The organism is Burkholderia singularis, assembly GCF_900176645.1.
Classification (GTDB): domain Bacteria; phylum Pseudomonadota; class Gammaproteobacteria; order Burkholderiales; family Burkholderiaceae; genus Burkholderia; species Burkholderia singularis.
Genome location: NZ_FXAN01000083.1, coordinates 1 through 26,794 on the forward strand (window position 1 = coordinate 1; position 26,794 = coordinate 26,794).

The window sequence follows — 26,794 nt, forward strand, 5'->3', positions numbered from 1 at the left end:
TGGCGCCGGAGTGGAATATCAGCCTGTTTCATTACCGAAATCAGGGCGCGGATTACAGCTCGATCCTGGTCGGCCTGCAAGTGCCGCCGGCCGACCATGCGGCGTTCGAGCGCTTCCTGGTCGCGCTCGGCTATCCGTTCTGGGAAGAGAGCAGCAATCCGGCGTACCACCTGTTCCTGTCGTAACCTCGATCACACGGACCCATTCATGAATCCCGAACACTCCCCGCTCGGCAAGACGACCGTCTACTCGAACCAGTATGACGCATCGCTGCTGTTCCCGATTCCGCGCGCAGGCTCGCGCGAGCAGATCGGCATAGGCGCGTCGCTGCCGTTCTTCGGCACCGATATTTGGAATGCCTACGAGCTTTCGTGGCTTAATGCGCGCGGCAAGCCGCAAGTCGCGATCGCGACCTTCTACGTGCCCGCCGAATCGCCGAACATCGTCGAATCGAAGTCGTTCAAGCTGTATCTCGGCTCGTTCGCTCAGACGGCGTTTGAATCGATCGAAGCGGTGCGCGACACGATCAAGCGCGACGTATCGGCCGTGTGCGGCGCGAACGTCGGCGTGCAGCTCGCGGCACCCGCCGATTTCCGCAAGCTCAGCCTCGACGAACTCGACGGGCTGTCGCTCGATCGGCTCGACCTCGAGGCGGACGTCTACCATCCCGATGCGTCGCTGCTCGCCGCGTCGCACGACGAAGCGCCCGTCGAGGAAACGCTGGTCTCCGATTTGCTGAAATCGAACTGCCCGGTCACCGGTCAACCCGACTGGGGCAGCGTGCAGATTCGCTACGTCGGCGCGCCGATCGATCATGCGGGGCTGTTGCGCTACATCATCTCGTATCGCGATCACACCGGCTTTCACGAACAATGCGTCGAGCGGATCTTCATCGACATCCTGAACGCGTGCAAGCCGGTCAAGCTCGCGGTCTACGCGCGCTATACGCGGCGCGGCGGGCTCGACATCAATCCGTTCCGCACCAACTACAACCAGCCGATGCCCGACAACGCGCGCACCGCGCGGCAATGACGCACGCGGCAGACCACGCCGGACGCCTCAGGGTGGCGCCGGCGGATGTCCGGCCCGCTCCTGCCCCTGTTTCGTGCCGCGCGGCAGGCGGGAGCGCGGAAGGCGATTCGACGGCGGCTCGACGGCGAATCGACAGCGGTTTGATGGCAATTTGACCGCGATTCGAGCCGCCGAAGCCCTTTCGCCGGCAAGCGCGGCGCGCGCTGGGCCTGCGCACATGAAAACGGGGCCGCAGGGGCCCCGTTCGACTATCGCGGCACGCGCCGCGGCGGCAACGATTACTTTGCCGGCGCCTTGTACGCAACGCAATCGACTTCGACCTTGCAGTCGATCACCATGCTCGATTGCACACACGCGCGCGCGGGCGGATGCGCGCCGAAGTACGACACGAACACCTTGTTGAACGACGCGAAGTCCCGCGCGTCGTCGAGCCATACGCCGCAGCGCACGACGTGCTCGAGCCCGTAGCCGGCCTCGTTCAGGATCGCGATCACGTTCTCGATCGCCTGCTTCGACTGCGTGACGATCCCGCCCTCGACAACCTCGCCGTTCACCATCGGCGTCTGTCCGGACACGTACAGCCACCCGTCGTCGGTCTGCACCGCGCGCGCGAACGGCATCACCTGGCCGCCCGTGCCCTTGGCCTCACCCACGCCATATCGCTTCATCGTTTCACTCCTTTGCTTCGTTTGCTGATTTGCTCGTTTGCCGAATCCACGCCGCCGGCGCGATGCCGGCGGCACCCAATCGTCGCTCGCGAAACCGGCGCGCGGACGCCCGCCGCGCCAGCCGGTCTCGCATGCGCGCGTTGCGCGCCTGCTCAGAACGCGTCGGCCGGCGTCGCCGCGCGGCGCTCGCCGCGCGCGACGAAGCGCCCCGCGCGCTCGCCCGTGGGCGCGCCGTCGCGATACGACAGCACGCCGTTCACCCATACCGCGTCGATGCCCTGCGCCGGCTGTTGCGGACGCTCGAACGTCGCCGCATCGCGCACCCGCGCTGGATCGAACAGCACGAGATCCGCGTGATAGCCGACGCGCACCTCGCCGCGCCCGTCGAGCCCGAAACGCCGCGCCGACAGCGACGTCATCTTGCGCACCGCCTCTTCGAGCGGTAGCAGCCCCTCGTCGCGCGCATAGTGGCCGAGCACGCGCGCAAACGCGCCCCAAAGCCGCGGATGCGGCAGCGGGTCGTTCGGCAGGCCGTCCGAGCCGATCATCGTCGCCGGATGCGACAGGATTCGGCGCACGTCGTCCTCCGCCATGTTGTGATAGACCGCGCCGGCCGGCATCAGCCGGCGCGCCGCGTCCTGTTCGCTCACGCCCCAATCGGCGGCGATCGTCTTCAGCAGCTTGCCCGCCATTTCCGGATACGGCTCGGACCACGTGACCGTGATATCGATATCGCCCGTCACCTGCTTGAGCGCGAGCGTCGTCGAGCTGCGGCTGTACGGATAGCAGTCGCAGCCGACGGGCTGAAGCCGCCGCGCGCGCTCGAGCGACGCGAGCACTTCGCCGCTGCGTCCCCAGTTCGACGGCCCCGCGCACTTCAGATGCGAGATCACGACCGGCACGCGCGCGTGGCGGCCGATCCGGTACGCCTCGTCCATCGCGTCGAGAATCGCGTCGAACTCGGTACGCATGTGCGTCGTATAAACCGCGCCTGCGTGCGCGAGCGGCTCGGCGAGCGCCATCACCTCGTCGGTCGGCGCGGCGAACGCGGACCCGTATGCGAGCCCCGAACTCAAGCCGAGCGCGCCATGCGCGAGCGCTTCTTCGAGCTGCGCGCGCATCGCGGCAATCTCCGCGTCGCTCGCCGCGCGATCGAGCCGGTCCATCTGGTTGTTGCGCAGCGCGGTATGGCCAACCAGCGCCGAAACGTTGACGGCCGGCCGCGCGGCATCCACCGCGTCGACATACGCGGCGAAAGTCGGATAACGAAACGCCGCGCGCGCGCCGAGCAGGTTCATCGGATCGGGCGGCTCGCCTTTGAGCGTCACCGGCGACGCACTGATCCCGCAGTTGCCGACGATCACCGTCGTCACGCCCTGCGAGAGCTTCGGCAGCATCTGCGGCGCATCGATCACGTTCGTGTCGTCGTGCGTATGCACGTCGATGAAGCCGGGCGCGAGCGCGCGGCCGCCGGCTTCGATCACGTCTTGCGCCAGCCAGTTCGTCAGATTGCCGATCGCCACGATCTTGGCGTCGCGGATCGCGACGTCGCGCGCCACCGGCGGCGCGCCGCTGCCGTCGTAGAGCGTCGCGCCGACGATCAGCGTGTCGGCGGCTTCGGGGTGCGAGTGCATGTCGCTGTCTCCTTCACGTCAGGTCCTTCAATCTCCGAGCGGCTGGCGGTCGCCGCCGCCGCGATGCACGTCGAGCGCATGCTTGACCCGCCGCAGCATCTCGCGGCTGCCGTCGCCGAGCTGGAGCGCGGCCTCGGTGACGAGCACGTCGAGCGCCATCATCATCGCGTAGCGCGAAGCCGACGGTTTGAAAATGAAATCGGTTTCGAATGCAACGACCGGAATCAGATGATCGGCAAGCTGCGCGAGCGGCGACGCGGGCGCGGTGAGCGCGACGAGCACGGCGCCGTATTGCTTGGCAAGCGCGCAGCTGTCGTTGAGCTCGGGCACGCGCCCGGTGACCGACAGCGCGACGACGACGCAATCGGGCGCGACGGTGCTCGCAACCATGCGTTGCAGCAGCGCATCCTGATAGCTGGCAACCGGCAAGCCGAAGCGCACGAGCCGAAAGCGCAGTTCGTCGGCGAGCGCGGTCGAGCCGCCGCCCTGCCCGTACACGTAGATCATCCGCGCGCCGGCGAGTGCGGCGGCCGGGGCGTCGAACGGCGTCTGCGACAGCAGCCGGTGATTTTGCTCGAGCGCGGCCTGCACGTCGTCGAACACGCGTTCGGCAGGCGTCGGGCGGTACCCGTCGGCACCCGCGGACGGCGTCAGAAAGCGCTGACCGACGGCCGCGGCCTGCGCAAGCCGCAGCTTCAGTTCGCGCACGTCGCGACAGCCCACCGCCTTCGCAAAACGCGTGACGGTCGCAACGCTCACCCCCGCCTGCGCGGCAAGCGCGCCGATGCTCGCGTGCGCGGCGCGGGCCAGATCGTCGAGTATCCACGCGGCGACCTTGCGTTCGGCGTCACGCAGCTCAGGCGCGCGCTCGGCAATCCTGGCGACGACATCGAAAGCGGACGGTTCGGGGGACGAATGCATGGGGTGCGCTCGACCGGCGTCGGCCGGCTGATCGGATGGCTAGCGGATGATCCAGGGTGGGCCAGCCCAGGTTAATAAATAACATTATCGAACGGATGCTACTTTCTGTACTATCGTCGAGTCAACTTTACGCCGATATATAAGCATGATGGAGCGAGATAAAATGAAAGTTACAAACTATCAACAAGCGGCAATCGAGCCGACCGGCAAGGGTCTGGGCAACGTGCCCGGCACGAGCGTGCCGCTTGCCGATGCCGGCCGCCTCGAATGGAATCTGCTCGACGAGGATGTCAGTTTGCCCGCCGCGGTGCTGTACGCGCAGCGCATCGAGCACAACCTGAAGTGGATGCAGGCGTTCGTCGCCGAATATGGCGTGAAGCTCGCGCCGCACGGCAAGACAACGATGGCACCGCAGCTATTTCGCCGCCAGCTCGAAACGGGAGCGTGGGGCATCACGCTCGCGACCGCGCATCAAGTGCGCGCGGCGTACCGCGGCGGCGTGCGGCGCGTGCTGCTCGCCAACCAGCTGGTCGGCAAACGCAACATGGCAATGATCGCCGAGTTGTTGAGCGATCCCGATTTCGAATTCTTCTGCCTCGTCGATTCAGCCGATGGCGCAGAACAGCTCGGCCGCTTCTTCGACGCCGCGAACAAGCCGCTCAACGTACTGCTCGAATTGGGCGTGCCGGGCGGGCGTACCGGCGTGCGCGACGATGCGCAGCGCGACGCGGTGCTCGCGGCGCTCGAACGCTATCCGCGCGTGCTGAAGCTCGCCGGAATCGAGTTATACGAAGGCGTGCTGAAGCAGGAGAGCGACGTGCGCGCGTTCCTCCAGCGCGCGCTCGCGCTCACCCGCGAACTGGCGGCGGCCGGCCGTATCCGGCGCACGCCGGCGATTCTGTCCGGCGCGGGCTCCGCGTGGTACGACGTCGTGGCCGACGAGTTCGCGCGCGCGCGCGAGGACATCGACATCGTGTTGCGCCCCGGCTGTTATCTGACGCACGACGTCGGCATCTACAAGAAAGCGCAAGCGGACATTTTCGCGCGCAACCCGATCGCACAGAAAATGGGCGCGGGGTTGCTGCCCGCGCTGCATGTGTGGGCATACGTGCAATCGATTCCGGAGCCCGAATGCGCGATCGTCGCACTCGGCAAGCGCGACGCCGCGTTCGATGCCGGGCTGCCCGAGCCCGCGCGCCATTTCCGGCCGGGCTCGGTGGCAGGCTCGCAGGCCGGCGCGATGCCGCGCGAGATTGCCGCCAGCGAAGGCTGGGCGGTCACGGCGATGATGGATCAGCATGCGTACCTGAAAATCCCCCCGGGCGCAGACCTGAAGGTCGGCGACATGATCGCGTTCGACATCTCGCATCCATGTCTCACGTTCGACAAATGGCGGCAGTTGCTCGTGGTCGATGAAAAGTATCGGGTGGCCGAAGTGATCGAGACGTATTTCTGAGCGGGCGCCAATGGCGGACGGCGGGCGAAACGGCGCACGCCGCCTCTGCGGGCGAGGTACGGGCGACGGCCTGTCACGGTTGCTTCGCGCACGCGTCATTCGCGCGTCGAAGCGGCGGAGTAAACTGCTTTTTGCCCCGCATCCGCACGTGCCGGCTGGGCGGGCGCCCATGTTCGACGGCGGTTTCGGCCTGCGTGCTTTGCATGCGACGGAAAACCCGCGCCAACACCCACGGCAGACAATCACGTCATGCCCCCGGGAGTAAGCGCGAAAGCGCTCGCTCCCATCGACACTGGAGATCATCATGGCAGCCAAGAAAATTCTGTTCCTGACGGGCGATTTCGCCGAAGACTACGAAACGATGGTGCCGTTCCAGGCGCTTCTGGCAATCGGCCATCAGGTCGACGCCGTATGCCCCGGCAAACGGGCAGGCGACAAAGTGAAAACGGCGATCCACGATTTCGAGGGCGATCAGACCTACACCGAAAAGCCCGGCCACCAGTTCACGCTGAACGCGGCGTTCGACGAAGTCGACCCGGCACGATACGACGCGCTCGCGATCGCGGGCGGGCGCGCCCCCGAATATCTGCGCCTCGATCCGAAAGTGATCGCGCTCGTGCGCGCATTCGCCGACGAGCACAAACCGATCGCCGCCATCTGCCATGCCGCGCAATTGCTGGCGGCAGCCGACGTGATCCGCGGCAAGCGGATCGCCGCATATCCGGCATGCGCGCCCGAAGTGCGTCTCGCGGGAGGCGAGTATGCGGACATTCCCGTCGACGCCGCCGTCACCGACGCACCGTTCGTCACCGCGCCCGCGTGGCCCGCGCATCCGGCATGGCTCGCGCAGTTCCTCGCGCTGCTTGGCACGCGGATCGAACTTTGACGAAACCGCGCGGGCCAGGCACAACCGCGCGTCGCGCCCCCGAGCCCATGGGCGGCCGGGCAAAGCCGGCGCGGCGGCCATCGGGCCGAATCGGCCGTCTCGGCCGACCAGACCCGCCGCCTGCCCGATCTGCTCCGTCCCCGGCAATGCAACCCGCTCCGCCGGCGTGCCCGCTCAGCCCTGCCCGGCAGCTCCGTCAGCCTTCGCCGGCGCAACCCGCGCGACCTCGGCGACGCGCGCCTCCAGCAGCGCGAGTGCGCTGGACAGCGCGCCCAGCACGTCGTCCGGCAGCGCGGCCATCGTGTCATGCAGAAACGCATTGCGGCGCGGCAGGCATGCTTCGAAGGCCTGCCGCCCGGCCGCCGTCAGCTTCACGTTCGTCACGCGGTTGTCGCGCGGATCGGCGTCGCGCTCGATCCAGCCCAGCGTCTCGAGTGTCTTCAATTGCCGCGTGAGTGCGCCCGGATCGACGCGCAGCAATTCGACGAGCCGCTTCTGCGACGACACGCCGTCGTTCCCGTTCAACGCGACCATGATGCGCCAACGCGGCAGCGGCTGCCCCACATGGGTCTCGAATGCAGCCATGAACGTCCGATAAGTCCGTCCGAATTGCTGCAAAATCGCGATGCGGTCCTGTTCTTCCATGCGCTAACTTCAACTCCGGCGGCAAACAACAAAAGGATCAAACGATCGACCCGGCGCGCGCCTACTCGGCGGCAACCGCGGGCTCGAGCGTGCGGCGCAGCTCGAGAGGCGGAACGCGACGGCTTTGCCAAACCCCGAACAGCGCGATGGCCGCGCCCACGCCGATGCCCAGATGAATCGCGCCGACGAGCGCGTCGCGTGCCGCGTCGATCACGAATGCACCATGATGCCCGGCGCGCGCCAACTCGTCCACGACTCGCGCCTGCGCCGCGCGATCGATCAGCACATGCGGATCGGCGAGCCGGGCCTGCCACGGCAGCGCGCCGTCGGCGGCGAGCGCAACGCGCACGCCGCGCCCGTAAAACGCGTTGACGAGTGTGCCCGTCAACGCGGCGCCGCCCATGCCGCCCACCATCCGCAGCGATTGGAGCAGCGCCGTCGCGATGCCGACGTGCGAGCGTCCCGCCGCCTGCTGCGCGAACACGGTCAGGTTGGGCAGCACGAAGCCCAGCCCCACGCCGCCTACCACCATCCATGCCATCAGCATCCACGCGGGGGTACGGTGCGTCGACGCGACGATGCCCACGCACGCGAGCGCGAACAGCAGAAAACCGGCATGCAGCATCGCGTTCGGATGGCGCATCCGCGTGATGACCCGGCCGTTCATGATGCTGCCGATCGTGATGAACACGACAAGCGGCGTGATCACGACGCCCGCCTGCTGCGGCGACATCCCGAAGCCGCCCTGGAACAGCAGCGGCGCGTAGAAGACCAGCGAGAACATCGCGAAGCCGCCGAGCAGCGACAGAATAAAGAGCGTCGACAGCGCGCGGTTCGTGAACATTTCGAGCGGCAGGATCGGCTGCGCGGCGCGCTTTTCCCAGCGCCAGAGTGCCACACCACCAGCGAGCGCGACCGCGACAAGAAGCAGCGGCCAGCCGCCGGCCCCGTATTTCGGCAGCCATTCGACGAATAGCTGCACCGCGCCGAGCGTCACGGCAATCAGCAGCGCACCGGGCCAATCGAGCCGTATCTTGCCATGCTCGGCGTGCCGCAGATGCGGCAGATATCGCCAAACGAAAAAAAGCGACAACAGGCCGACGGGCAAATTCACGTAGAACACTGAGCGCCAGCCGTAATGCTGGGTCAGCACGCCGCCCAGCGACGGGCCGACCGCGTTCGCGATACCGAACGCCGTGCTCATCATCACCTGCCAGCGCAGCCGCACGACCGAATCGGGAAAAAGATCGGGAATGCACGCGAACACCGTGCCGACCAGCATCCCGCCACCGATGCCTTGCAGCGCGCGTGCGAGCACGAGCGCGATCATCGTCTGCGCGGTCCCGCATAGCGCCGACGCGCCGCTAAACACCACGATCGACGCGATCACGAACGGTTTGCGCCCGAAATAATCGCCGAGCCGCCCGAAGATCGGCACGGTGATCACCGATGCGAGCAGATACGACGTCGCGACCCACGCGTACAGATCGAAGCCGCGCAATTCCCCGACGATCGTCGGCAGCGCGGTGCCGACCACGGTTTGGTCGAGCGCGACAAGCATCGTGACGAACGAAATGCCGAGCATCGCGAGCAGCGATTCGCGAAACGGCAGAACTTGCCCGCTCGAATGGCGGGCTGCGATATCGACGGCCATTTTTTGATCACGCAATATTTGATACATCAATCAATTGAACAGTCTATCACGCATCGAGTAATCTAGCCGGCACGCTCCCAGGCTGCGCGCATCGCAAAGGACTCAGATGGAACCGCTCACCCCCGTTGCCGGGCCGACGTTGTCGGCCGAAGATCTCGATACGCTGCGGCGCGCGAAGATCGCACTCGAAAGCCCGCCGCTGACGGTCAAGTTGACGAGCATCGTCGGCGCGCCGGTCGAAAAAATGATCGCGAAGCTGCCCGGTTTCGCGTCCGACAAAATCAACGACGCCACCCAGCTCGCACTGCGCAAGTGTCTGCACATCGCGCTGCGCACGCTGGGCAAATCGGGCGGGGTTGCCGGCGCGCACGAGATGCCAAACAAGCCCAGCAACCTGCTGCACAAGCTCGCCGTCGCGACCACGGGCGCGGCGGGCGGTGCGTTCGGCCTGTTCGCGCTGCCCGTCGAGCTGCCGGTCACGACGACGCTGATGTTCCGCTCGATCTGCGACATCGCGCGCAGCGAGGGCGAGGATCTGTCGAACGCCGAAGCGCAACTACAGTGTCTCGCCGTGCTCGGGATGGGCGGCGGTTTCGGCCGTGCGCGCGGCGGCGCGGACGGCAGCGTGCCGCCCCAGCCGGGCGGCGCTGCCGACGAGGATGCCGATATCGGCTATTTCATGCTGCGCGGCGCGCTCGCGCAGGCGGTGTCGAAAGCGTCGTCGGAAATCGCGTCGAAGGGCTTCACGATACATGGCTCGACGGCGCTCTTCCGGCTGGTGCAAACGATCGCCTCCCGTTTTTCGGTGCAGGTGACCGAGCAGATCGCGGCGAAATCGATCCCGGCGATCGGCGCGGTGCTCGGCGCCACCGTCAACACGCTATTCATCGACCACTTCCAGCAGGCCGCGCACGGCCACTTCGCGGTGCGCCGGCTCGAACGCAAGTACGGGCAAGCGGCCGTCAAGGCCGCTTATCAGGCCATCGATATGTCGGCCGCGCGCTGAGCCGCCGGGCGCTCGAGCGCGACGCGCCGCACGAACACGGCCGCGCGCTTGAGCGCGCGCGCCGCCTCGGGCACGAACGGCACGTAGATCTGCCAGACGTGCGGCATCTGCGGCCATATTTCGAATTCGACCGGCACGCCCGCCGCGCGCGCGCGCTCGGCCACGCGACGCGCATCGTCAAGCAGCACCTCGGTGCTGCCCACCTGGATGAAAAGCGGCGGCAGCCCGCTCAGATCCGCATATACCGGCGACGCGTATGGATGATCGCCGGGCGTGCTGCCGAGATAAAGGCGCGCCGCGCGGCCGAGCGCAATGCCGGCGAACACCGGATCGATGCCGTCGTGCGTGCGCAGCGTATCGCCCGTTGCGGCGAGATCCGTCCACGGCGAGAACAGCACCGCGCCCGCCGGCAAAGGCTCGCCGGCGTCGCGCAGCGCCACGAGCGTGGCAAGCGCGAGCCCGCCGCCCGCCGAATCACCGCCGAATACGATCGACTCGGGCGGCGTGCCCGTCGCGACGAGATGCCGATAGGCCGCGAGCGCGTCGTCGAGCGCGGCCGGAAACGGATGTTCGGGCGCGAGCCGGTAATCGAGCGAGAACGAACGCACGTCCGCGTATTTGGTCAACGCGAAGACAAGCGGACGGTGCGTTTGCGGCGAGCAAAAGTAATAGCCGCCACCATGGAAATACAGCAGCATCCGGCTCTGTGGCGCACGGCCTGCGGGCGAATCGGCCGGCTCGAGCCATTCGCCTCGCAACGGTATGTCGGCCGGCCCGTAGCGCTCGCGCAGCCGCCACCCGGCGGGCAGGCGGTGCGGCACGCGCGTGCGCAGCCCCGACAAACGCCGTGCACGCGCGGGATCGATCACCGGACGCAGCGTCTCGGGACGGAAATGCCGGCGCAGCAGCCAGCACGCCACCATGTTTTGCCAACTCATCGGACGCACTCCGAACCGGAAAAGTACGACGATACTACGTATGGCCCGGTGCGCGATCACCGCCCGCCGATGCCACTCCTCGCTCCGATCGTCGCCGTGCGGCAGGCCGGCGTGGGTTCCCCGCACCCGCCGCCGGGCTCAGTTCACCGGCCGGACCTGGCCGCGAATCTCTCCGGCCGGATGGGCCTGCGTATGAAGGTTGAAGTACCACTTGCCCGCCATCAGGTCACCCACCTGCGCGTCGGTCAGCGCCTTTTCACCGTTGATGGGGCTCGCGAGCGCGTCCTTCGGAATCGGCACCTGAATGGCCGCATTCTGTCCCACGGGCGCGGGGCCGTGGAAATGCGCGGCGGTCGCCGGGCCGGTCAGATTACGGTACTCGACCGTCCAACGCAGCGTATGCGTGGCCGTGTCGTAGGCCGCGTTCAGCCGGCCGGAACCCTTGCTCGTGGTCGGCGGCACTTCGCTCGACGGCTGTAGATCCGCGACGAGCGTCACCGTTTCGGCGCGCGCGACGCCGGCCGCAAGCGCACATGCGAGCACGCCGATCCCAATCCTGCGCGATATCAGCATGAAACCTCCTGGCGGTTGTCGGCCGCGCCGTGGCGTCACGCGCGGCGCGGATTCGAACCCCGATCATAGTCGATCCCGCGCGCGGCCACGCCGCCGCGCTGTTGCGCAAGCGGCGACAAGAAGCGAAAGATGGAAAGACAGTTGCACGGAGCCGGCTGAATACGCAGCAGCGCTTTCGCTACACTGCGTACTTGCAGAAACAAGTTGCTTGCTAGTTTGCTTCCTTCCGTCCGGCTAGCATCTTCTGCTCTTGATCGGCGCGACCCGTGACCCTCGGGCCGCGCTTTTTTTTACCAGCTAATTGGCCGCTTGGCGCGGGGTTACGGCGCGTCACGTCACGGCCGTGCCTGGCACGACGCGCTTGTCGCGCTCATCGCGATCGATTCCGGGATCGACAACGTCCGACCCAGCACTGCTTGCCGGCCCAATAATCGGATCGCGCCGCCCGGCCTGCTCCGCGTCGGCCACCGCCTCGCGGCGTTCGCGCTCAGCGCACCGGCGCTGCAATACCGGCCGGCTCGTTATCGTCCGAATTGGCGCAGCACGTTGACCAACTGCGTCGCTGCAATGTCCCAACGGAATTGGGCCGAGTGCCGCCGCCCCTTTTCGCGCAACTCGCTGCGCAGCGCTGCGTCCCCCATCAACTGCGCGATCTTCGCGGCAATGTCGGCCGCATCGTGCGCGTCGCAATAAAGCGCGGCATCGCCGCACGCTTCGGGCAGCGACGCCTCGCGCGACGAAATCACCGGACATCCGCAGTGCATCGCCTCGACAGGCGGCAGCCCCCACCCTTCGTACAGCGAAGGAAACACGAAACAGCCGGCATGCTCGTAAAGCGCCTTCAGTTCGCCGTCGCTCACGTAGCCTGCCCAAATGACATTGCGGGCGTTCTGTCCGCCGCCCAGTGCCGATGCACCGAAAATCTTGACGTTCGAGCCGCCCGCAATCACGAATTTCAGTTCGGGATGGGTGCGTTCGAGCAGCGAAATCGCCTCGAGCGTGCGCGCAAGATTCTTGCCCGGCGCCAGCGAGCCGACGATCAGCACGTAGCCGTCGTAAGCAAGCCCCAGCCGCTCGAGCACCGATGCATCGCTCGCGATCCGGTCGAAGTGATCGATGCCGGATACGACCGTCGATACCTTATACGGAGAAACGCCGAGACGGGCCACGATGCGCTCTTTCGAGAAATGCGACACCGTCACGATATGCCGGACGTTGTGCTTGAGCACCCAGAACGCAAAGCGATACCAAAGCTGGAACGCGCGCGAATAGCCCTGCGGAAAATCGAACACCGCGACGTCGTGAATCATCAGCACCTGGTTGCGCTTGAACAGCGGGCCGATGTTGCAGAGGCTCAACAGCGTCTGCCCGCGCGTCGCGAACGGCAGCGCGAGCTGCTCCCAGAGCACGCCGCGCAGACGTGGCACGACGCGGCGCGCGATGGCGGGCGGCAGTGCATCGCTCGCATGATCACGCGGCACGACAAGCGTCGGATTGCGCTCGCCGCGAAACAGGCGGGCGATCGCCGACGTGTACTCATGTGCGACGCGCTGCACGCCGGTCAGCCGCTGCGATGTGAACTTGCCGTTGATCGCCACGAGCGACGGCAGCACGAGTCCGGCCTCGCGCTCGCCGGCGGCCGCCACGCGGCGAACGGCGTCGGGCACCGCCCGCGCGGCAAACGACACGCCTGGCGCGGTTAGATTGCATTCCTTATCGTTGCGCGGCGTGCGCAGCGACGACTTGTATGTGGGAGACGGATTCATGGCGGCAGGGTGTCACGACACCTGGTTGACGGGCGCGCATGCTGCGCGTCGAGCGCGCGCAGCATGCGCGCTATATACGTTCGAGTGTCGTCGTTCCGATGCGCACGGTCGGTGCGCTGCTTCGCACAAACCGCGGCGCGCCAGCCTTCGTGCGCGCCGCGTATCGATGCATCAACGGTTGCGGGCAATCGACCAGAGCATGAACATCGATTGCGCGGTCGGCATGATTTCCGTCAGCACGCGGTTGAAGCGGGAGACGGGCGCCGTGCCGACATAGACGACGTCGAGCGGCTTCATGTCGAACTGCGTGGCAAGCATCATCGAATCCACTTGCGTCATGTCCAGGCGCAGCACTTCAGGCTTGTTGAATGCGGGCGCATAGCTGACCTTCTTCAAGCCCTCCTGCACCGTACCTTGCGTGCCGTCCAACTGCGCAAGCGGCGGATTCGGATGACGGATCACCAGCACTTGCCGCGGGTTCGCGTTCATCGTGTCGATGCTGCCAGCGGCCGCGAGCGCGTCGGCCAGCGACAGACGCCCTTGATTCATGAACACGGTCTGCGGCTTCGGCACTTCGCCGAACACGAACACGCGGTTCTGCGTGTGGTCCGGCACATGGACGATGTCGCCCGGCTGCAGCGCGATGTTCTGCCGCAAATCGCCGCGATTCAAGATATTGTTCACGTCGATCGTCATCACGCGATTGCCGCGCGTGACGAGCACGCGCTGCAGATCGGCGTCGGGGTTGCCGCCGCCCGCGCGATTGATCGCGTCGACGACGCGCAATGCCGAGCCCGTCAGCGACAGTTGCCCCGGATTCTTCACGTCGCCCGTCACCTGGATGCGCTGGCTGCGAAACTGCATCACGCGCACGTCGACTTGAGGATTCTTGATTTGCGAGCCGAGCCGGCGCGTCAGCAGCGCGGCGATCTGCTGAGTGCTCATTCCGTCGACGTGCACGCGACCGAGCGTCGGGAAGAAGATCGTGCCGTTCGCGGCAACCCGCTGGCCGGACGTATCGACTTCGCCCTGACCGTTGGTGCCCAGCGCGCTGATCTGCTGGGGCAGCACGCCGCCCAGTCCGCCCGATGCCTGCAACGTGCCGATATCGACGAGCGGCGACATGTCGTTGCCCGCATTGCCGCTCGCGCCGCGCGTCAGCTCGGGGTGATCGTAGACGTAAATGCCGAGCACGTCGTCGGGCCCGACGCGGTAGTCGGCCGATTCGGCCGGCAGTGCTTGCGTCGACAAGCTCGCTTGCTTGGTGGCCGCATCGGCTTCGTCGGCCTGCTTGAGCGCGTAGATCAGCTGGGGAGTGATCAGCTTGACGTCGTAGACCGTCGTATCGGTCGGTGCGCCGAGATCGTCATGCATGCGCTTCGAATCGAGCGAAGGTCCCGGCGCAAGCGCGCAGCCCGACAAGGCTGCCGCTGCAATGGCGGCCGCCCACGTTAGGCGTTTCTTCAACATCTTGTAGTACTCCTTGTAGCGTGTGAAACGGGATAGCGGCGGCGCTCAGAATGCGTTACGTCCGACGAATCCCTTGACCAGCGTAATCATGATGATCTTGATATCGAACCAGAACGTCCAGTTTTGCACATAGAACAGATCGAACTTCACGCGCGCGGCCATCTTCTCGACCTTGCGCGTCTCGCCGCGGTAGCCGTTCACCTGCGCCCAGCCGGTGATGCCGGGACGCACGCGGTAGCGCAGCATGTAGCCGTCGACAAGCTCCTTGTAAATATCGTCATGTTCGAGCGCGTGCGGGCGCGGCCCGACGATCGACATCTGGCCGAACAGCACGTTGAAGAACTGCGGCAGCTCGTCGAGCGACGTGCGGCGCAGGAACGCGCCAACCTTCGTGATCCGCGTGTCATTGCGCGAGGCCTGGCGCACGACGCCCGTTTCTTCAGTATGCACACGCATCGAGCGGAACTTCAAGATTTCGAATTCACGACCGTCGACGCCCTTGCGCTTCTGGCGGAACAGCACCGGCCCGGGCGACGACAGCTTCACCGCAAGCGCGAGCACGCCGAGCACCGGCAGCAGCGGAATCAGCACGGCGGCGGCGAACAAGCGGTCGAACACGAGCTTCGGCCACAATTGCGGAACCGACAGCGGGCTCGTCGCCAGATTGATCGCCGGCAAACCGGCCACGTGGGTGACAGAACGGTTGAATGCCGTGAGCCCGCGCACATCGGGCAGAAAGCGCAGATTCACGAAATCGTGACGGAATTCGCGAACGATCCGCTGAATCTGCCGCTCATGCGACAGCGGCAACGCAAGCCAGATCTCGTCGATCGCGCCGGCGCGCACGCGGCGCTTAAGCTCGCGCAGATCCGAGACGACCGGCAAGCCGCCCACCTGCGGCTGCGCGGCGGCAGTGCGCTCGCTGCTTTCGTCGAACAAGCACACGGGCTCGTAGCTGTGCGACGGCGACGCGCGCAATTGTTCGAGCACAGCGCGGCCGTAGATCTCCGAGCCGACGATCGCGACCGTGCGCCGCTTGCTGCTCGAGCGGCGCATACGCGCGGCAATGCCGTGGATCGCCGCGCGGCCGATCAACAGCATCGTGCCGGACGCGACGATCGTGCGGCCGAGCCACTCGAACGACACGTCGGCGTCGCGGTGCAGCAACAGCGTAAATGTCGCCGCGATCACGCTGACCCCCAACCAGCCGAGCAGCGCGCGGGAATGCGAGGTCCGCTCGCGCATGCTGTCGTAGACGCCCAGCGCCGAGAAAATGATCAGCGTCAACGCGCACAGAAGCGCGACAACCGCACGCTGCATGTCGGAAACGTCGAGAATCCCGTGTTCATACAGCATTTGTGCCAGCAGTGCGCCTGCCGCCACCAGCACAACGTCCAGCAATCTGTTCAAAAATCCCCACATCGCCGTATCTCCGATTTCCTTCGTCAATCGCTTGCCTTTGTATGAGTTGTGCACTTCAGGCGGCCGAGCGGGCCAGCTCCGGGTAGCCTGCGACGCGCAGCGGGCGGCCTTCGGCCGGAATCGCGCGATCCGCGCTCTGCTTCGCGTCGGCTACCAGCCGATTGAATTCGGCGCGGATCATGCCGTAGCACTCGCACGCATGCGCTTCGAGACCTTGCCGGTCGAGCACGGTGATGTGGCCGCGGCGCTGACGAATCAGGCCCGCTTCCTGCAGCTTGCCGGCTGCCTCCGTGATGCCCTCGCGGCGCACGCCGAGCATGTTTGCGATTGTTTGCTGCGTGACCGCAAGCTCATCGCCTTCAACGCGGTCGTGCGCGAGCAGCAGCCAGCGGCTCAGTTGCTCGCTCACCGAGTGATGGCGATTGCAAAGCGCACTGCGGGCGATTTGCGCCATCGCCACGCGCCAGTAGCGCAGCATCAGTTGGAAGGTATCGACCGAGCGGTCGAATTCGCGCCGGAACACCTGGGTCGGCACACGGTACGCATAGCCGCCGCTGCGCACCTCGATGCGGCCCACCGTTGCGCCACAGCCGTAATCAGCCAGCGACGACACGCCCACCGCTCCTTCGCTACCCACCGCGGCCACCTCGACCATCGCGCCGTCCTCCATCAAGTACAGCACCGACATCATCGACGTGGTCGGGAAGTACAAATGACGCATCGGCTCGTCGGTTTCGCAGAGCAATTGGGCGCTCTTGATCTTCACGAGTTCGAGATGCGGCGCGAGCGCACGCAGGCTGTCGTCGGTTAGCGAGCCCAGCAGGGCGTTGGCGTAGAAACCATTTGTCTGATGAAGCATGTTCTGTGTCCTGGTTCGTCGGCGCCGATCGCTTATCACGGCGCGGGATTCCGCTCTGTCAAGACACGTTCACTGCGAGAATCAAACATCCTCGTAATCGTGTCGGCGGCCTTTTGGTCGTCCTCATGCACAAAGGCCTTTGCCCTCTGTGCGGAGCGCACCGACTCTCTAGCGATTACCGTGCCAATTGCCGCAAACCTTTAATACGTAAAGAGTCGGCTCACGCGTCGCCGCGCCAGGCATTTCCCGAAAACCAAAACCGTCTCATTACCGGACACTTTGATACAGCTTGCGCGACACCCTATGTCACATCTAACACTTTCGGAATATCTTAGGGTCATCCCGCATCAGGCTATTTTCCCGTCAAACCCAATACCATATAGACATTAACAGTTATCGATGAAATTGTATGACCATAGTGAAACCGAGAAACGGCAGAGTGTATTCACATTCTTAAAACTGTCTCACGGATGAGTCATCCGGCACATTTGACACTTTGTGACATAACGCACATTTCTCATGCAACCATTTGATTTTTAAGAATTTAACAGAGATTCAAAAACCTCACCAGACCATTCTATTACCAATCGGTAAAAGTTGGCGAATACCCAAATCGAGCAAATCATTACTTCTCACACGGAACCAATTTCGCCGTTTACATTAAAATTATTTAACGTTTTACATTGCGCTTAATTAGATGTTGAATATATTTATTAATACACTTCGAACGTCAAAGTTTGTGAGATGGGCAGCAAAGTCAATTCATCAAAATGGTTACGTGATAACCTTAAATCCGGGTTTTCAATGTAAAGCCTAATTGACAAATTACCAACCGGACTTGCTTAATCGTGCCAGTTCGGTTGCATGTGGCGCCCGGCGACAGCCCGCGCCGTTGCTCCGGATCGTGAATCCGGTAAGGAAGCTTCCCGTGACACACCGCGAATTCAAAGAGCCGCTCGCCCGATCCGGCGGCGTCATGATCGAACTGCCGCACCGCACCGACGCGAACCGTTTCATCGCGTCGCTCGATGCAGCCGAGCGCGCCGCGCTCGCGAGCCACATGCAGCTCGTGCACGTCAAGTCCGGCCAGGTGCTCTGCGAGCCGGGCAAGCCGCTCGAGCACGTCTACCTGCCGGTCACGACCGTCATCTCGATTCAGTATGCGTCGTCCGACGGAATGACGCTTGAAATCGCAGAGATCGGCAACGAAGGCATCGTGAGCCCGCAACTCGTCGGCAGCGACAGTGCGATTCCGTGCCGCGTGCTCACCTGCCGCGACGGCTTCGCATATCGCCTCAGCCCGCGCGTGCTGTCGAACCTGCTGGAGGAATCGGCACAGGTTCGTCAAACGGTGTTTCGCTATACCTATTTGCTGATGACGCAAGCCAAGCAGATTTCGTTCTGCAGCCGGCATCACGTATTGAAGAACCAGCTTTGCCGCTGGTTCCTGCTCGCATACGATCGTTCGCGCAGCGTCGAGATCCAGGTCACGCACAGCATGCTTGCACAGATGCTCGGCGTGCGCCGCGAGACGGTAACCGATGCGGCGGGCGAAATCCAGAAGATGGGTCTCATCCGACAATACCGCAGCTCGATCATTCTCGCTGATCTGCCGGGCCTCGAAGCACAGTCGTGCGGATGCCACGCGATCATTCGCGATGAAATGAAAAAGATCCTGTCGGCCCCGGCCGGCACGACAACCGAACTGCGCAGTTGAAACGGAACGCGCGCCGGATATTTATCTCGGCGCGCGCGTCTCGGACATCGGCATCATGCACTGGATGCAACGGTTTGTCCCGCAATTGAGACACAACCTTTCTGTTCTATTTAGTCGGTTAGGTTCCGAACAGAACCTGCTCACCTCCAATGGTCTACTTTAACTAGTCATACGCCGAGCGGGACGCCATTCGCGTCACCGTCGGGACGGGGATTTTCATGCAAGCCGGAGCCAATAGATGAAAAACGAATTAAGAACAATCATCAAGGACGTCGCACACCTTGAGACGTCGATCGATCACATCGCCGATAGCGATGATCTGTATGAAGCAGGCCTGTCGTCGCTGAACACGATTCAGCTGATGCTCGCGATCGAAAAGCATTTCAACATCGAAATTGCCGACGAGATGCTGAACCGCCAGCTGTTTCAAAGCATCGACTCGCTTGCGAGCGCGATCACGCAATTGAAGCGTGCTGCGCATTCAGCATGAAGCGCTTCGATGCCGAAACCGGCAACGTGCGCGCTACCGTAGTCGGCTCCTTGCTCGTGGATGATCAAGCCTTGAACGAAGCAGCTCGCCGCGTTGCGCAAGTCGCCGCACGTTTCGCCGACGCAGTGGATCGCGATGCGCGCTTTCCCACCGAAGCCATCGATGCGATGCGCGAAGAACGTCTGCTCGGCGCGCTCGTACCCGTCGAGCTGGGCGGCCGCGGTGCGTCGCTCGCCGCTGTCGCCGGCGCCTGCCAAATCATCGGGCAGGCATGCTCGTCGGCCGGGATGATCTATGCGATGCATCAGACTCAAGTAGCCAGCATCATCGATCATGCGCTGTCCCACGATTGGCATCGCAACTTCGCAGCGCAGCTCGCACAGCGCGAATGGCTGCTCGCGTCGGCCACGTCCGAAGAGGAAGTGGGCGGCAATCTGCGCAACAGCCGTTGCGCGGTCGAGGCCAACGACAATACGTTCACGCTGTCAAAGCTTGCGCCGACGATCTCGTATGGTGCGCACGCCGATGCGATCCTGGTGACCGCGCGGCGCGATAAGGACGCACCGGCCGCCGAGCAGGTGCTGGTCACGCTGCCCAAGGAAAACGTGACGCTCACGCGGCGCAGCGGCTGGGATACGTTCGGCATGCGCGGCACCTGCAGCGAGGGTTTCGCGCTCGACGCGCGCGGCCGGTGCGAACAGATTCTGCCCGTGCCGTTCGCGCAGATCGCCGAGCGCAGCATGGTGCCGACGTCGCACATCCTCTGGTCGGCCGTGTGGACCGGCATCGCGACCGACGCCTTTCTGCGCGCGCACCAGTTCTTCCGCGCGCAGATGCAAAAGCAGGGCGGCGCACTGCCGCCGTCCGGCCGCCGGATCGCCGAAGCGCTCGCGCTGCTGCAATCGATGCAAGCTCGCATCGAAGCCGCGTTGCGCACGTATGGCCAGGGTGCGGCGCGCACATGGTCCGCATCGATGGCTCAGGCAGCGGAGATCAACACGCTGAAGACCTACGTGTCAACCACCGCGCTCGAAGTCGTCAAGCACGCGATGATGATTTGCGGCATGGCTTCGTACAAAAACGGCACGCCTTATACGCTCGGTCGGCACATCCGCGATTTGCACTCCGCGCCGCTGATGATCAGCAACGACCGCATCGAAGCGAATACGGCCAACCTGCTGCTTGCGTTGCGCTCCGCAACGCTGGAGAGAGAGATTTGAACAATCTGACCATTCCGTCGGGGCGCACGGTTGACTCAGCGCAAGCACCCCTCGATCGCAGCGGCGAAAACGCGCTTCGCGACGCGCTCGTCGAAGCGGGGCTCTTGATACCAACCGGCATTCAGGGGCTTTTCGGCCGCAGCGAGCGCTTCGAGCGCGTCGTCGAAGCACTCGATGCCTACATCACGCGCGAAGGCGCGGATCAGCAAGCGGAAGTGCTGCGCTTTCCGCCCGCGATGAGCCGCCCCGAATTCGAGCGCAGCGAGTATCTGAAGAGCTTCCCGCAACTCGCCGGCACCGTGCATAGCTTCTGCGGCGGCGAGCGTGAACATCAGCGCGTGCTGCAATGCCTCGATCGCGGCGAAGACTGGACCGAAGACCAAAAACCGACCTACGTCGTGATGACGCCGGCCGCCTGCTATCCAGTCTACCCTGTGATCGCACAACGTGGCGCACTGCCTGACGACGGCCGGATCGTCGACGCATTCTCGTATTGCTTCCGTCACGAGCCGTCGCTCGACCCCACGCGCATGCAGTTGTTCCGGATGCGCGAATATATCCGCATCGGCACGCCCGAGCAGATTCTCGCGTTCCGCCAAAATTGGATCGAACGCGGCACGCGGATGATCGACGCGCTGCAATTGCCCAACAGTATCGATCTCGCGAACGATCCGTTCTTCGGCCGCGGCGGCAAGATCGTCGCGAGCAGCCAGCGTGAACAGAACCTGAAGTTCGAATTGCTGGTTCCGATCGAATACGACGAACGCCTGACCGCATGCCTGAGCTTCAACTACCACATGGACCACTTCGGCCTGCTGTGGGGAATCAAGACGGCCGATGCCGCTGTCGCGCACACGGGTTGCGTCGGCTTCGGCCTCGAGCGTCTGACGCTCGGACTGTTCCGGCATCATGGTTTTGATCTCGACGCGTGGCCGCAAGCGGTACGCGACGTGCTGTGGAGGCAATGATGAGCGCGATTCTGATCGATTCGCCCACTGTCAACAACACTCCGCTCGAGCGGATCTTCGCCGGTCTGCGTCATCGCGCGCACCACTACCGGCCGCACGCGCTGCACGGGCCGCAAATGGTCTGGAAGCAGACCAACTGCTATGTCGACATGTGGATCGAGGTACTCAGCTGGTGGGGCTTCAATCCGTATGCAGCGCTGCCGTTCACGATCGCGCTCGACTTCGAAGGCGACCAGTTCACGTTCTTCAAGTTTCCGCACGATGATCTCGAGAAGCTGTACGGTATCGTCGTGCAGGAACATGCGATCTTCGAATCCGTCGACGTGCATATCGAGAACCAGGTCGCGCGCGGCCACCTCATGATGGTCGAGGTCGACGCGTGGTATCTGCCGGATACGCGCGGCACCAGCTATCACGCGCAGCACACGAAGACGACGATCGGCATCGACGCGATCGACCGCGAGCAACGCCGCGTCGGCTATTTCCACAATAGCGGCTACTACATCGCCGAAGGCGACGATTACGACGGCCTGTTCGGCACGCATTCGCCGATGCAACTGATGCCGTATGCCGAATGCGCGAAGCGTCAGTTCCAGGCACTCGACGAGCGCGACCTGTGCGACGCATCGCTCGCGCTGCTCTCGCGTCACCTGAAGCGGCGGCCCAAGGCAAATCCGATCACGGCGTTCCGTCATCAGCTCGCGCGCGACTCGAAAGCGCTCGCATCGCGTTCGTTCTCGTACTTCCATGCGTACTCGTTCAACACGTTGCGACAGCTCGGCGCCAATTTCGAGCTGTTCGGCCGCTATCTGCGCTGGCTCGAGGCAAGCGGCTGCCACGGCGAGTTCGACAAGCTCGTCGCGTCGTGCGATGCGATTGCCTCCGAAGCGATGGTGCTGGAGTTCCGCCTTGCCCGCGCCAGCGCCAAAGGCGTGGAAGAGCGCGGCGAAAGCAGCCTTGACGTAATCGAGTACGCATATACGTCGCTGCTCGACGGCGTCGAGCAAATCGCGCCGGCCGGTCAAACCGAGTCCAACGCGCGGTTCGGCAAGCTGTACACGCCGGCGAGATCTACGTCGATCAGCAGATGAAACACGAGGCGGACCGCGGCACGCCTGACGTTGCCTGGATGCTGGCGGCCACGCCAGCAGGAGCGCTCGCCCAGCCGGGCGAGCTCCCCGAAACCGGCTGGTGCGACGCGCCCGTGCCTGGCACCGTCGCACAAGCGCTCGCCGCCGCGCACCGCTTCGACCCCGCACACCCGTATCCGCTGGGTGACAACGACTACTGGTACCGGACGACGCTCGCAGGCACTGGCCGGCGCATCGTGCGTTTTCACGGGCTCGCGACAATCGCCGAGGTCTGGCTCGACGACACGCTGCTGTTCTGCTCAGACAATATGTACGTGTCGCACGACGTCGAGCTGACACTTGCCGGCGAACACCGGCTGTCGATCTGCTTTCGCTCGCTCGACCGGCATCTTGCCGCCCATCCGTTGCGGGGCCGCGCGCGCTGGCGCACGCGCCTCGTCGATACGCCCGCGCTGCGCGGCGTGCGCACGACCTTCCTCGGCCGGATGCCGGGCTGGTTTCCGTCGATCGAGCCGATCGGCCCGTGGCGCGACATCGAGATCCTCGAGCCGGACGGCGCGCCGGTGATCACGCATCATGCGCTGCGTGCCACGCTCGACGGCCGCGACGGCGTGCTCGACGCGACGATCGGGCTCGCCGCGCCGCTGGCTGGCGGCCCCAACCTACGGCTTGTCTGCGGCGCGCACTCGGCGCCGTTCACGCCGACGGACGCCGGCACACTGCGCGCGACGCTCAGGATTACCGACGTCGAGCCGTGGTGGCCGCATACGCACGGCGAGCCGGCGCTGTACGACATCGCCGTCGCGATCGGCGACACGGCGACGCTCCCGCTCGGCAGCACGGGCTTTCGCGCGATCACGCTCGAGCGCGGCGACGACGGCGCGGGCTTTGCGCTGTCGATCAACGGCACGCCGATCCATGCGCGCGGCGCGTGCTGGACGAGCCTCGATCCGCTGCGCCTGCACGCCGATGCGCCCGCCTACCGCCGTGCGCTGACGCTCGCGCGCGACGCAGGCTTCAACATGATCCGCGTCGGCGGCACGATGACCTACGAAGCCGATGCGTTCTACGCGCTGTGCGACGAGTTGGGCATCCTCGTCTGGCAGGATTTCATGTTGGCGAACTTCGACTATCCGTCGGCCGATACGCGTTTTATCGAATCGCTCACCCGCGAGGCGACGCAGTTTCTCGACCGGCACGCGGCACGGCCATCGATCGCCGTGCTGTGCGGCGGCAGCGAAATCGCGCAGCAAGCGGCGATGGTCGGGCTCGCGCCCGACGAACGCCGCCTGCCCATCGCCGATCATCTGCTCGCCGAGCTTTGCGCACGCCATCGCCCGGACGCGATCTACGTGCCCGGTTCGCCGCACGGCGGCGTGCTGCCGTTCGCGCCGCGCGAAGGCATCACGCACTATTACGGCGTCGGCGCGTACCTGCGCCCGCCCGAGGACGCGCGCCGCGCGAACGTGCGCTTCGCGAGCGAATGCCTTGCGTTCGCCAACGTGCCATGCGATGCAACGCTTGCCGCAATCGGCTCGCCCGCGCCGCACGAGCCGCGCTGGAAACGCGCCGTGCCGCGCGACCCCGGCGCGTCGTGGGATTTCGACGACGTGCGCGACCACTATCTGCGCACGCTGTACGGCGTGGATCCCGCGCGGCTGCGCACCGTCGATCTGGCCCGCTATCTGACGCTGTCTCGCGCGGTGGTCGCCGATCTGATCGGCGAGACGCTCGCCGAATGGCGGCGCGCCGGCTCGTCATGCACAGGCGCGCTCGTCTGGCAATTCCAGGACGTGATGCCCGGCGCCGGCTGGGGCCTCGTCGACACATACGGCCGGCCGAAATCGGCCTGGCACGCATTCAAGCGCGCCTCGCAGCCGCGGCAGATTCTGCTGACCGACGAAGGGCTCAACGGCCTCGACGTGCACGTGCTCAACGATGCGCCGTCGCCGCTCGACGCGCGCATCGAACTGCTCGCGCTGCGCAATGGTAAGACGCCTATCGTGCGCGCCCACTGGACGTTGCGTGTCGACGCGCATGCCGGCACGAGCCTGAACTCGGCCGAAATGCTGGGCCGCTTTTTCGATTTCACCTATGCGTACCGCTTCGGCCCGCGCGAACACGACGTCACGATCGCGTCGTTGTATGCGCTCGACGGCACGCTGTTGTCACAGGTGTTTCATTTCCCCGAGCGTACCGCGCCCAGCGTGTTCGAGCGCGGCGACATCGGTCTCGACGCGCGCGTCGCTCATCGTGACGGCCGCTGGCAGCTCGACGTGCACACGCACGGCTTTGCGCGCTATGTGCATGTGTGCGCGCCTGGACTGCTGCCCGCCGATGACTGGTTCCATCTTGCGCCGGGTGCCACCGCGCGGATCGAACTCGACGCCGATCCGCTCTCGCCCGCTGCGCCAAGCCTCGATTTCGCTTCCCAAGCCGGCCATGCCAACCCGCCGTTGATCGAAGTACATGCCTTGAACTCCAACAAAATCGTTCGCCCAAGGATAGAAAATTGAAACCGGTTCGATTTGATCATTGCTTAGGATGGCTTCACGAGGGGCGCACGCAGCGCGGTGTCGTCCTCTGCGAAGCGCTCGGCCACGAAGCGATGTGGACCCACAAGGTCATCCGGGCACTGGCCGAGCGCCTTGCCGCGGACGGCATGTGGGTACTGCGCTTTCACTATCCGAGCGCGGGCGACTCGGCGGGCGATGATCTGGCGTCGGGGCGCCTGCAGGCAAGCGTCGCAAGCGTGCAGCGCGCGGTGGCGGTGCTGCGCGAGCATGCGCCGGTCGATGAGGTGACGCTCGTCGGCGTGCGCGCGGGCGCCGCGTTCGCGATGCTTGCGCTCACGGGCGACGATGCGCCGGCCGTCGACACGTTCGTCGCGCTCGCGCCCGTCGTGCGCGGCCGGGCTTATTTGCGCGAGCTGTCGATGGTGCAAAAGCGCTGGCTCGATACGACGCCGCCCGCGATTCGCGAGCAGCATCATGAAGAGCCCTGGCTCAATATCCTCGGCCACCGCTATCCGGCCGACCTGGTCGCGGCGCTCAGGACCGTCGACCTGGGTGACGCAGTCGCCCGGATATCTGCGCCGCCGCGCGCCGCGCTGCTCGTCGATACCGACTACGGCGACAGCGCCGCGCTCGGCGATGCGCTGACAGCGCGGGGCGTGCCGACCGACATCGAGCCGTTTCCCGATTGGCCGACCGTATTGCAAGAAGGCGTGCGCTCGCGCCTGCCGCACACGGTGCTCGATTCGGTCGCGCGCTGGATCGGCCGCAACGGCGGCCGCGCCGCCCAGGAAATCGGACAACCGGTCGCCCGTCGCGCCGAACATACGTTCGATACCGACGCGCCCGTTCGCTTCGCGTTCAACGGCATCACGGAGACGCTCGTTCGCGTCGGCGAAAAGCAACTCGTCGGCACGTTGTGCGAGCCGGCGACGCCCGCGCGCGCCAGCGCGCCGTGCGTGTTGATCTCGAACACGTCGGCCAACCCGCGTAGCGCCGACGGCCGCATCGGCGTGCGTCTCGCGCGCGCGCTCGCGCAGCAGGGCATCACGTCGTTGCGCATCGATGTCGAAGGTATCGGCGACAGCGGCGCGCATGCGCCAGACGATCAGTCGAAAGTGGTGTTCTCGGATCAGGCGGTCTCGGACGTCACGATGTCCGCCGATTGGCTGGCTGCGCGCTGCGGCCGGCAGGTGGTCGCATTCGGCGTATGCTCGGGCGCTTACTTGTCGATCCACGCGGCCGCGCACGCGCAATCGGTCAGCGGCGTGATCGCGATCAACCTGCCGCGTTTCATCTGGCCGCGCGGGCTGACGGTGCTCGAAGCGCGCAAGCAGCAAACGAATTCCACGCGCGGCTACCTCGCGTCGTTGCGCGATTGGAGCAAATGGCGCCGGCTGCTGCGCGAGGGGCGCGATCTTCGTCCGGTGCTGAATGCGCTGCAACGCCATCTGACGGCACGCGTGAAAGCGCCGGCCGCCCAGATCGCCGAACGTTTGGGCTGGCAGCCCAAGCGCGGTACGCCGCGCGCGCTGATGAACACGCTCGCCGAGCGCAACGTGCGCTCGATGCTCGTGTACGGAGAATTCGATCCGGGCGTGGACGAACTGACCCGCAGCTTCGGCTCGCTGCGCAGCGCGTTCAAAGGCTCGCCGCTGGTTCAAGTCGAGACGATTCGCCTGCTCGACCATTCGGTTTACGGAACCTATGCGGCCGATACCGTCATCTCGATTTGCGTCGATACATTGATCGGCTGGGGCGGTAAAACGCCGGGGCCGCGATTGCACGCGCGTCGCAGCGGCAAGCTGCAAAATGAAACGCCGCAACGCGCGGCCGATGCAGCGGCCGCGTCCTGACGCAGGCCA

General features: G+C 65.1%; 22 protein-coding genes and 1 pseudogene. 12 read left to right on the plus strand and 11 right to left on the minus strand.

The genetic code is table 11. The annotated features are described in order from the left end of the window. Positions 1–185, plus strand: a pseudogene (locus BSIN_RS17985) (threonine dehydratase); the annotation flags it as partial. Between the two features lie 22 nt (positions 186–207). Further along, entirely contained in the window at positions 208–1,032 is an 825-nt protein-coding gene (gene queF / locus BSIN_RS17990) for an NADPH-dependent 7-cyano-7-deazaguanine reductase QueF (RefSeq protein ID WP_059517880.1), read from the plus strand. A gap of 278 nt (positions 1,033–1,310) precedes the next feature. Here queF and BSIN_RS17995 read toward each other — a convergent pair whose 3' ends face one another. The 3 genes from BSIN_RS17995 to BSIN_RS18005 all read right to left on the minus strand — a co-directional run bounded on the left by BSIN_RS17995 (position 1,311) and on the right by BSIN_RS18005 (position 4,255). Beyond that, positions 1,311–1,700 (minus strand): RidA family protein, encoded by a 390-nt coding sequence (locus BSIN_RS17995; protein ID WP_059518049.1) that lies wholly within the window; start codon positions 1,698–1,700, stop codon positions 1,311–1,313. Between the two features lie 152 nt (positions 1,701–1,852). Further along, complete coding sequence (locus BSIN_RS18000) at positions 1,853–3,334, minus strand: N-acyl-D-amino-acid deacylase family protein (RefSeq protein ID WP_089341491.1); 1,482 nt, start codon at positions 3,332–3,334, stop codon at positions 1,853–1,855. Between the two features lie 27 nt (positions 3,335–3,361). After that, a complete protein-coding gene (locus tag BSIN_RS18005) occupies positions 3,362–4,255 on the minus strand; it encodes a MurR/RpiR family transcriptional regulator (protein ID WP_089341492.1) in 894 nt (297 codons plus the stop codon). 163 nt (positions 4,256–4,418) lie between these two features. On the opposite strand from BSIN_RS18005, the gene BSIN_RS18010 reads away from it, so the two are divergent. Next, a complete protein-coding gene (locus BSIN_RS18010; protein WP_089341493.1) occupies positions 4,419–5,711 on the plus strand; it encodes an amino acid deaminase in 1,293 nt (430 codons plus the stop codon). A 304-nt stretch (positions 5,712–6,015) separates the two neighbouring features. Then, on the plus strand, positions 6,016–6,597 hold the full coding sequence (locus BSIN_RS18015) for a DJ-1/PfpI family protein (protein ID WP_069234984.1): 582 nt from the start codon (positions 6,016–6,018) through the stop codon (positions 6,595–6,597). A gap of 174 nt (positions 6,598–6,771) precedes the next feature. On the opposite strand, the gene BSIN_RS18020 is transcribed toward BSIN_RS18015, so the two are convergent. Both BSIN_RS18020 and BSIN_RS18025 read right to left on the minus strand, forming a co-directional pair. Continuing rightward, positions 6,772–7,242, minus strand: a complete 471-nt coding sequence (locus BSIN_RS18020) for a MarR family winged helix-turn-helix transcriptional regulator (protein WP_069234985.1) — start codon at positions 7,240–7,242, stop codon at positions 6,772–6,774. A 61-nt stretch (positions 7,243–7,303) separates the two neighbouring features. Continuing rightward, on the minus strand, positions 7,304–8,896 hold the full coding sequence (locus BSIN_RS18025) for an MFS transporter (protein WP_089341553.1): 1,593 nt from the start codon (positions 8,894–8,896) through the stop codon (positions 7,304–7,306). A 106-nt stretch (positions 8,897–9,002) separates the two neighbouring features. Between BSIN_RS18025 and BSIN_RS18030 the strand changes: the two genes are divergently transcribed. Next, on the plus strand, positions 9,003–9,902 hold the full coding sequence (locus tag BSIN_RS18030) for an EcsC family protein (RefSeq protein WP_089341494.1): 900 nt from the start codon (positions 9,003–9,005) through the stop codon (positions 9,900–9,902). On the opposite strand, the gene BSIN_RS18035 is transcribed toward BSIN_RS18030, so the two are convergent. The 6 genes from BSIN_RS18035 to BSIN_RS18060 form a co-directional block, all read right to left on the minus strand. After that, the gene (locus BSIN_RS18035) at positions 9,872–10,840 is read right to left on the minus strand and encodes an alpha/beta hydrolase (protein ID WP_089341495.1); all 969 of its coding nucleotides are present in this window, start codon (positions 10,838–10,840) and stop codon (positions 9,872–9,874) included. The genes BSIN_RS18030 and BSIN_RS18035 overlap by 31 nt on opposite strands. 138 nt (positions 10,841–10,978) lie before the next feature. After that, a complete protein-coding gene (locus BSIN_RS18040) occupies positions 10,979–11,413 on the minus strand; it encodes a CHRD domain-containing protein (protein ID WP_089341496.1) in 435 nt (144 codons plus the stop codon). 521 nt (positions 11,414–11,934) lie between these two features. Further along, entirely contained in the window at positions 11,935–13,179 is a 1,245-nt protein-coding gene (locus tag BSIN_RS18045) for a glycosyltransferase family 4 protein (protein WP_173678710.1), read from the minus strand. A gap of 171 nt (positions 13,180–13,350) precedes the next feature. Next, a complete protein-coding gene (locus tag BSIN_RS18050; RefSeq protein WP_089341555.1) occupies positions 13,351–14,646 on the minus strand; it encodes a polysaccharide biosynthesis/export family protein in 1,296 nt (431 codons plus the stop codon). A gap of 48 nt (positions 14,647–14,694) precedes the next feature. Beyond that, positions 14,695–16,071, minus strand: a complete 1,377-nt coding sequence (locus tag BSIN_RS18055) for an undecaprenyl-phosphate glucose phosphotransferase (RefSeq protein ID WP_089341497.1) — start codon at positions 16,069–16,071, stop codon at positions 14,695–14,697. Between the two features lie 55 nt (positions 16,072–16,126). After that, positions 16,127–16,930, minus strand: a complete 804-nt coding sequence (locus BSIN_RS18060; protein WP_059517856.1) for a Crp/Fnr family transcriptional regulator — start codon at positions 16,928–16,930, stop codon at positions 16,127–16,129. Positions 16,931–17,858: 928 nt separating this feature from the next. Between BSIN_RS18060 and BSIN_RS18065 the strand changes: the two genes are divergently transcribed. The 7 genes from BSIN_RS18065 to BSIN_RS18095 all read left to right on the plus strand — a co-directional run bounded on the left by BSIN_RS18065 (position 17,859) and on the right by BSIN_RS18095 (position 26,785). Next, positions 17,859–18,647 (plus strand): Crp/Fnr family transcriptional regulator, encoded by a 789-nt coding sequence (locus BSIN_RS18065; protein ID WP_059517854.1) that lies wholly within the window; start codon positions 17,859–17,861, stop codon positions 18,645–18,647. A gap of 238 nt (positions 18,648–18,885) precedes the next feature. Beyond that, a complete protein-coding gene (locus BSIN_RS18070) occupies positions 18,886–19,137 on the plus strand; it encodes an acyl carrier protein (RefSeq protein WP_059517852.1) in 252 nt (83 codons plus the stop codon). Then, entirely contained in the window at positions 19,134–20,357 is a 1,224-nt protein-coding gene (locus tag BSIN_RS18075; RefSeq protein WP_089341498.1) for an acyl-CoA dehydrogenase family protein, read from the plus strand. Before BSIN_RS18070 ends, BSIN_RS18075 begins: the two co-directional genes overlap by 4 nt. Further along, positions 20,354–21,325, plus strand: a complete 972-nt coding sequence (locus BSIN_RS18080) for an amino acid--[acyl-carrier-protein] ligase (protein WP_059569627.1) — start codon at positions 20,354–20,356, stop codon at positions 21,323–21,325. The genes BSIN_RS18075 and BSIN_RS18080 overlap by 4 nt, the downstream gene beginning before the upstream one ends. Further along, a complete protein-coding gene (locus BSIN_RS18085; RefSeq protein ID WP_089341499.1) occupies positions 21,325–22,416 on the plus strand; it encodes a DUF1839 family protein in 1,092 nt (363 codons plus the stop codon). Before BSIN_RS18080 ends, BSIN_RS18085 begins: the two co-directional genes overlap by 1 nt. Then, on the plus strand, positions 22,413–24,932 hold the full coding sequence (locus tag BSIN_RS18090; RefSeq protein ID WP_089341500.1) for a glycoside hydrolase family 2 protein: 2,520 nt from the start codon (positions 22,413–22,415) through the stop codon (positions 24,930–24,932). The genes BSIN_RS18085 and BSIN_RS18090 overlap by 4 nt, the downstream gene beginning before the upstream one ends. Next, the gene (locus tag BSIN_RS18095) at positions 24,929–26,785 is read left to right on the plus strand and encodes a serine aminopeptidase domain-containing protein (RefSeq protein ID WP_089341501.1); all 1,857 of its coding nucleotides are present in this window, start codon (positions 24,929–24,931) and stop codon (positions 26,783–26,785) included. The genes BSIN_RS18090 and BSIN_RS18095 overlap by 4 nt, the downstream gene beginning before the upstream one ends. The last annotated feature ends 9 nt before the right edge of the window (positions 26,786–26,794 follow it).

Bases quoted from the DNA above. Each gene is read 5' to 3' on its own strand.
- queF (WP_059517880.1), top strand. From the start codon at position 208: ATGAATCCCGAACACTCCCCGCTCGGCAAGACGACCGTCTACTCGAAC.
- BSIN_RS17995 (WP_059518049.1), bottom strand. From the start codon at position 1,700: ATGAAGCGATATGGCGTGGGTGAGGCCAAGGGCACGGGCGGCCAGGTG.
- BSIN_RS18000 (WP_089341491.1), bottom strand. From the start codon at position 3,334: ATGCACTCGCACCCCGAAGCCGCCGACACGCTGATCGTCGGCGCGACG.
- BSIN_RS18005 (WP_089341492.1), bottom strand. From the start codon at position 4,255: ATGCATTCGTCCCCCGAACCGTCCGCTTTCGATGTCGTCGCCAGGATT.
- BSIN_RS18010 (WP_089341493.1), top strand. From the start codon at position 4,419: ATGAAAGTTACAAACTATCAACAAGCGGCAATCGAGCCGACCGGCAAG.
- BSIN_RS18015 (WP_069234984.1), top strand. From the start codon at position 6,016: ATGGCAGCCAAGAAAATTCTGTTCCTGACGGGCGATTTCGCCGAAGAC.
- BSIN_RS18020 (WP_069234985.1), bottom strand. From the start codon at position 7,242: ATGGAAGAACAGGACCGCATCGCGATTTTGCAGCAATTCGGACGGACT.
- BSIN_RS18025 (WP_089341553.1), bottom strand. From the start codon at position 8,896: ATGGCCGTCGATATCGCAGCCCGCCATTCGAGCGGGCAAGTTCTGCCG.
- BSIN_RS18030 (WP_089341494.1), top strand. From the start codon at position 9,003: ATGGAACCGCTCACCCCCGTTGCCGGGCCGACGTTGTCGGCCGAAGAT.
- BSIN_RS18035 (WP_089341495.1), bottom strand. From the start codon at position 10,840: ATGAGTTGGCAAAACATGGTGGCGTGCTGGCTGCTGCGCCGGCATTTC.
- BSIN_RS18040 (WP_089341496.1), bottom strand. From the start codon at position 11,413: ATGCTGATATCGCGCAGGATTGGGATCGGCGTGCTCGCATGTGCGCTT.
- BSIN_RS18045 (WP_173678710.1), bottom strand. From the start codon at position 13,179: ATGAATCCGTCTCCCACATACAAGTCGTCGCTGCGCACGCCGCGCAAC.
- BSIN_RS18055 (WP_089341497.1), bottom strand. From the start codon at position 16,071: ATGTGGGGATTTTTGAACAGATTGCTGGACGTTGTGCTGGTGGCGGCA.
- BSIN_RS18060 (WP_059517856.1), bottom strand. From the start codon at position 16,930: ATGCTTCATCAGACAAATGGTTTCTACGCCAACGCCCTGCTGGGCTCG.
- BSIN_RS18070 (WP_059517852.1), top strand. From the start codon at position 18,886: ATGAAAAACGAATTAAGAACAATCATCAAGGACGTCGCACACCTTGAG.
- BSIN_RS18075 (WP_089341498.1), top strand. From the start codon at position 19,134: ATGAAGCGCTTCGATGCCGAAACCGGCAACGTGCGCGCTACCGTAGTC.
- BSIN_RS18085 (WP_089341499.1), top strand. From the start codon at position 21,325: ATGAGCGCGATTCTGATCGATTCGCCCACTGTCAACAACACTCCGCTC.
- BSIN_RS18090 (WP_089341500.1), top strand. From the start codon at position 22,413: ATGAAACACGAGGCGGACCGCGGCACGCCTGACGTTGCCTGGATGCTG.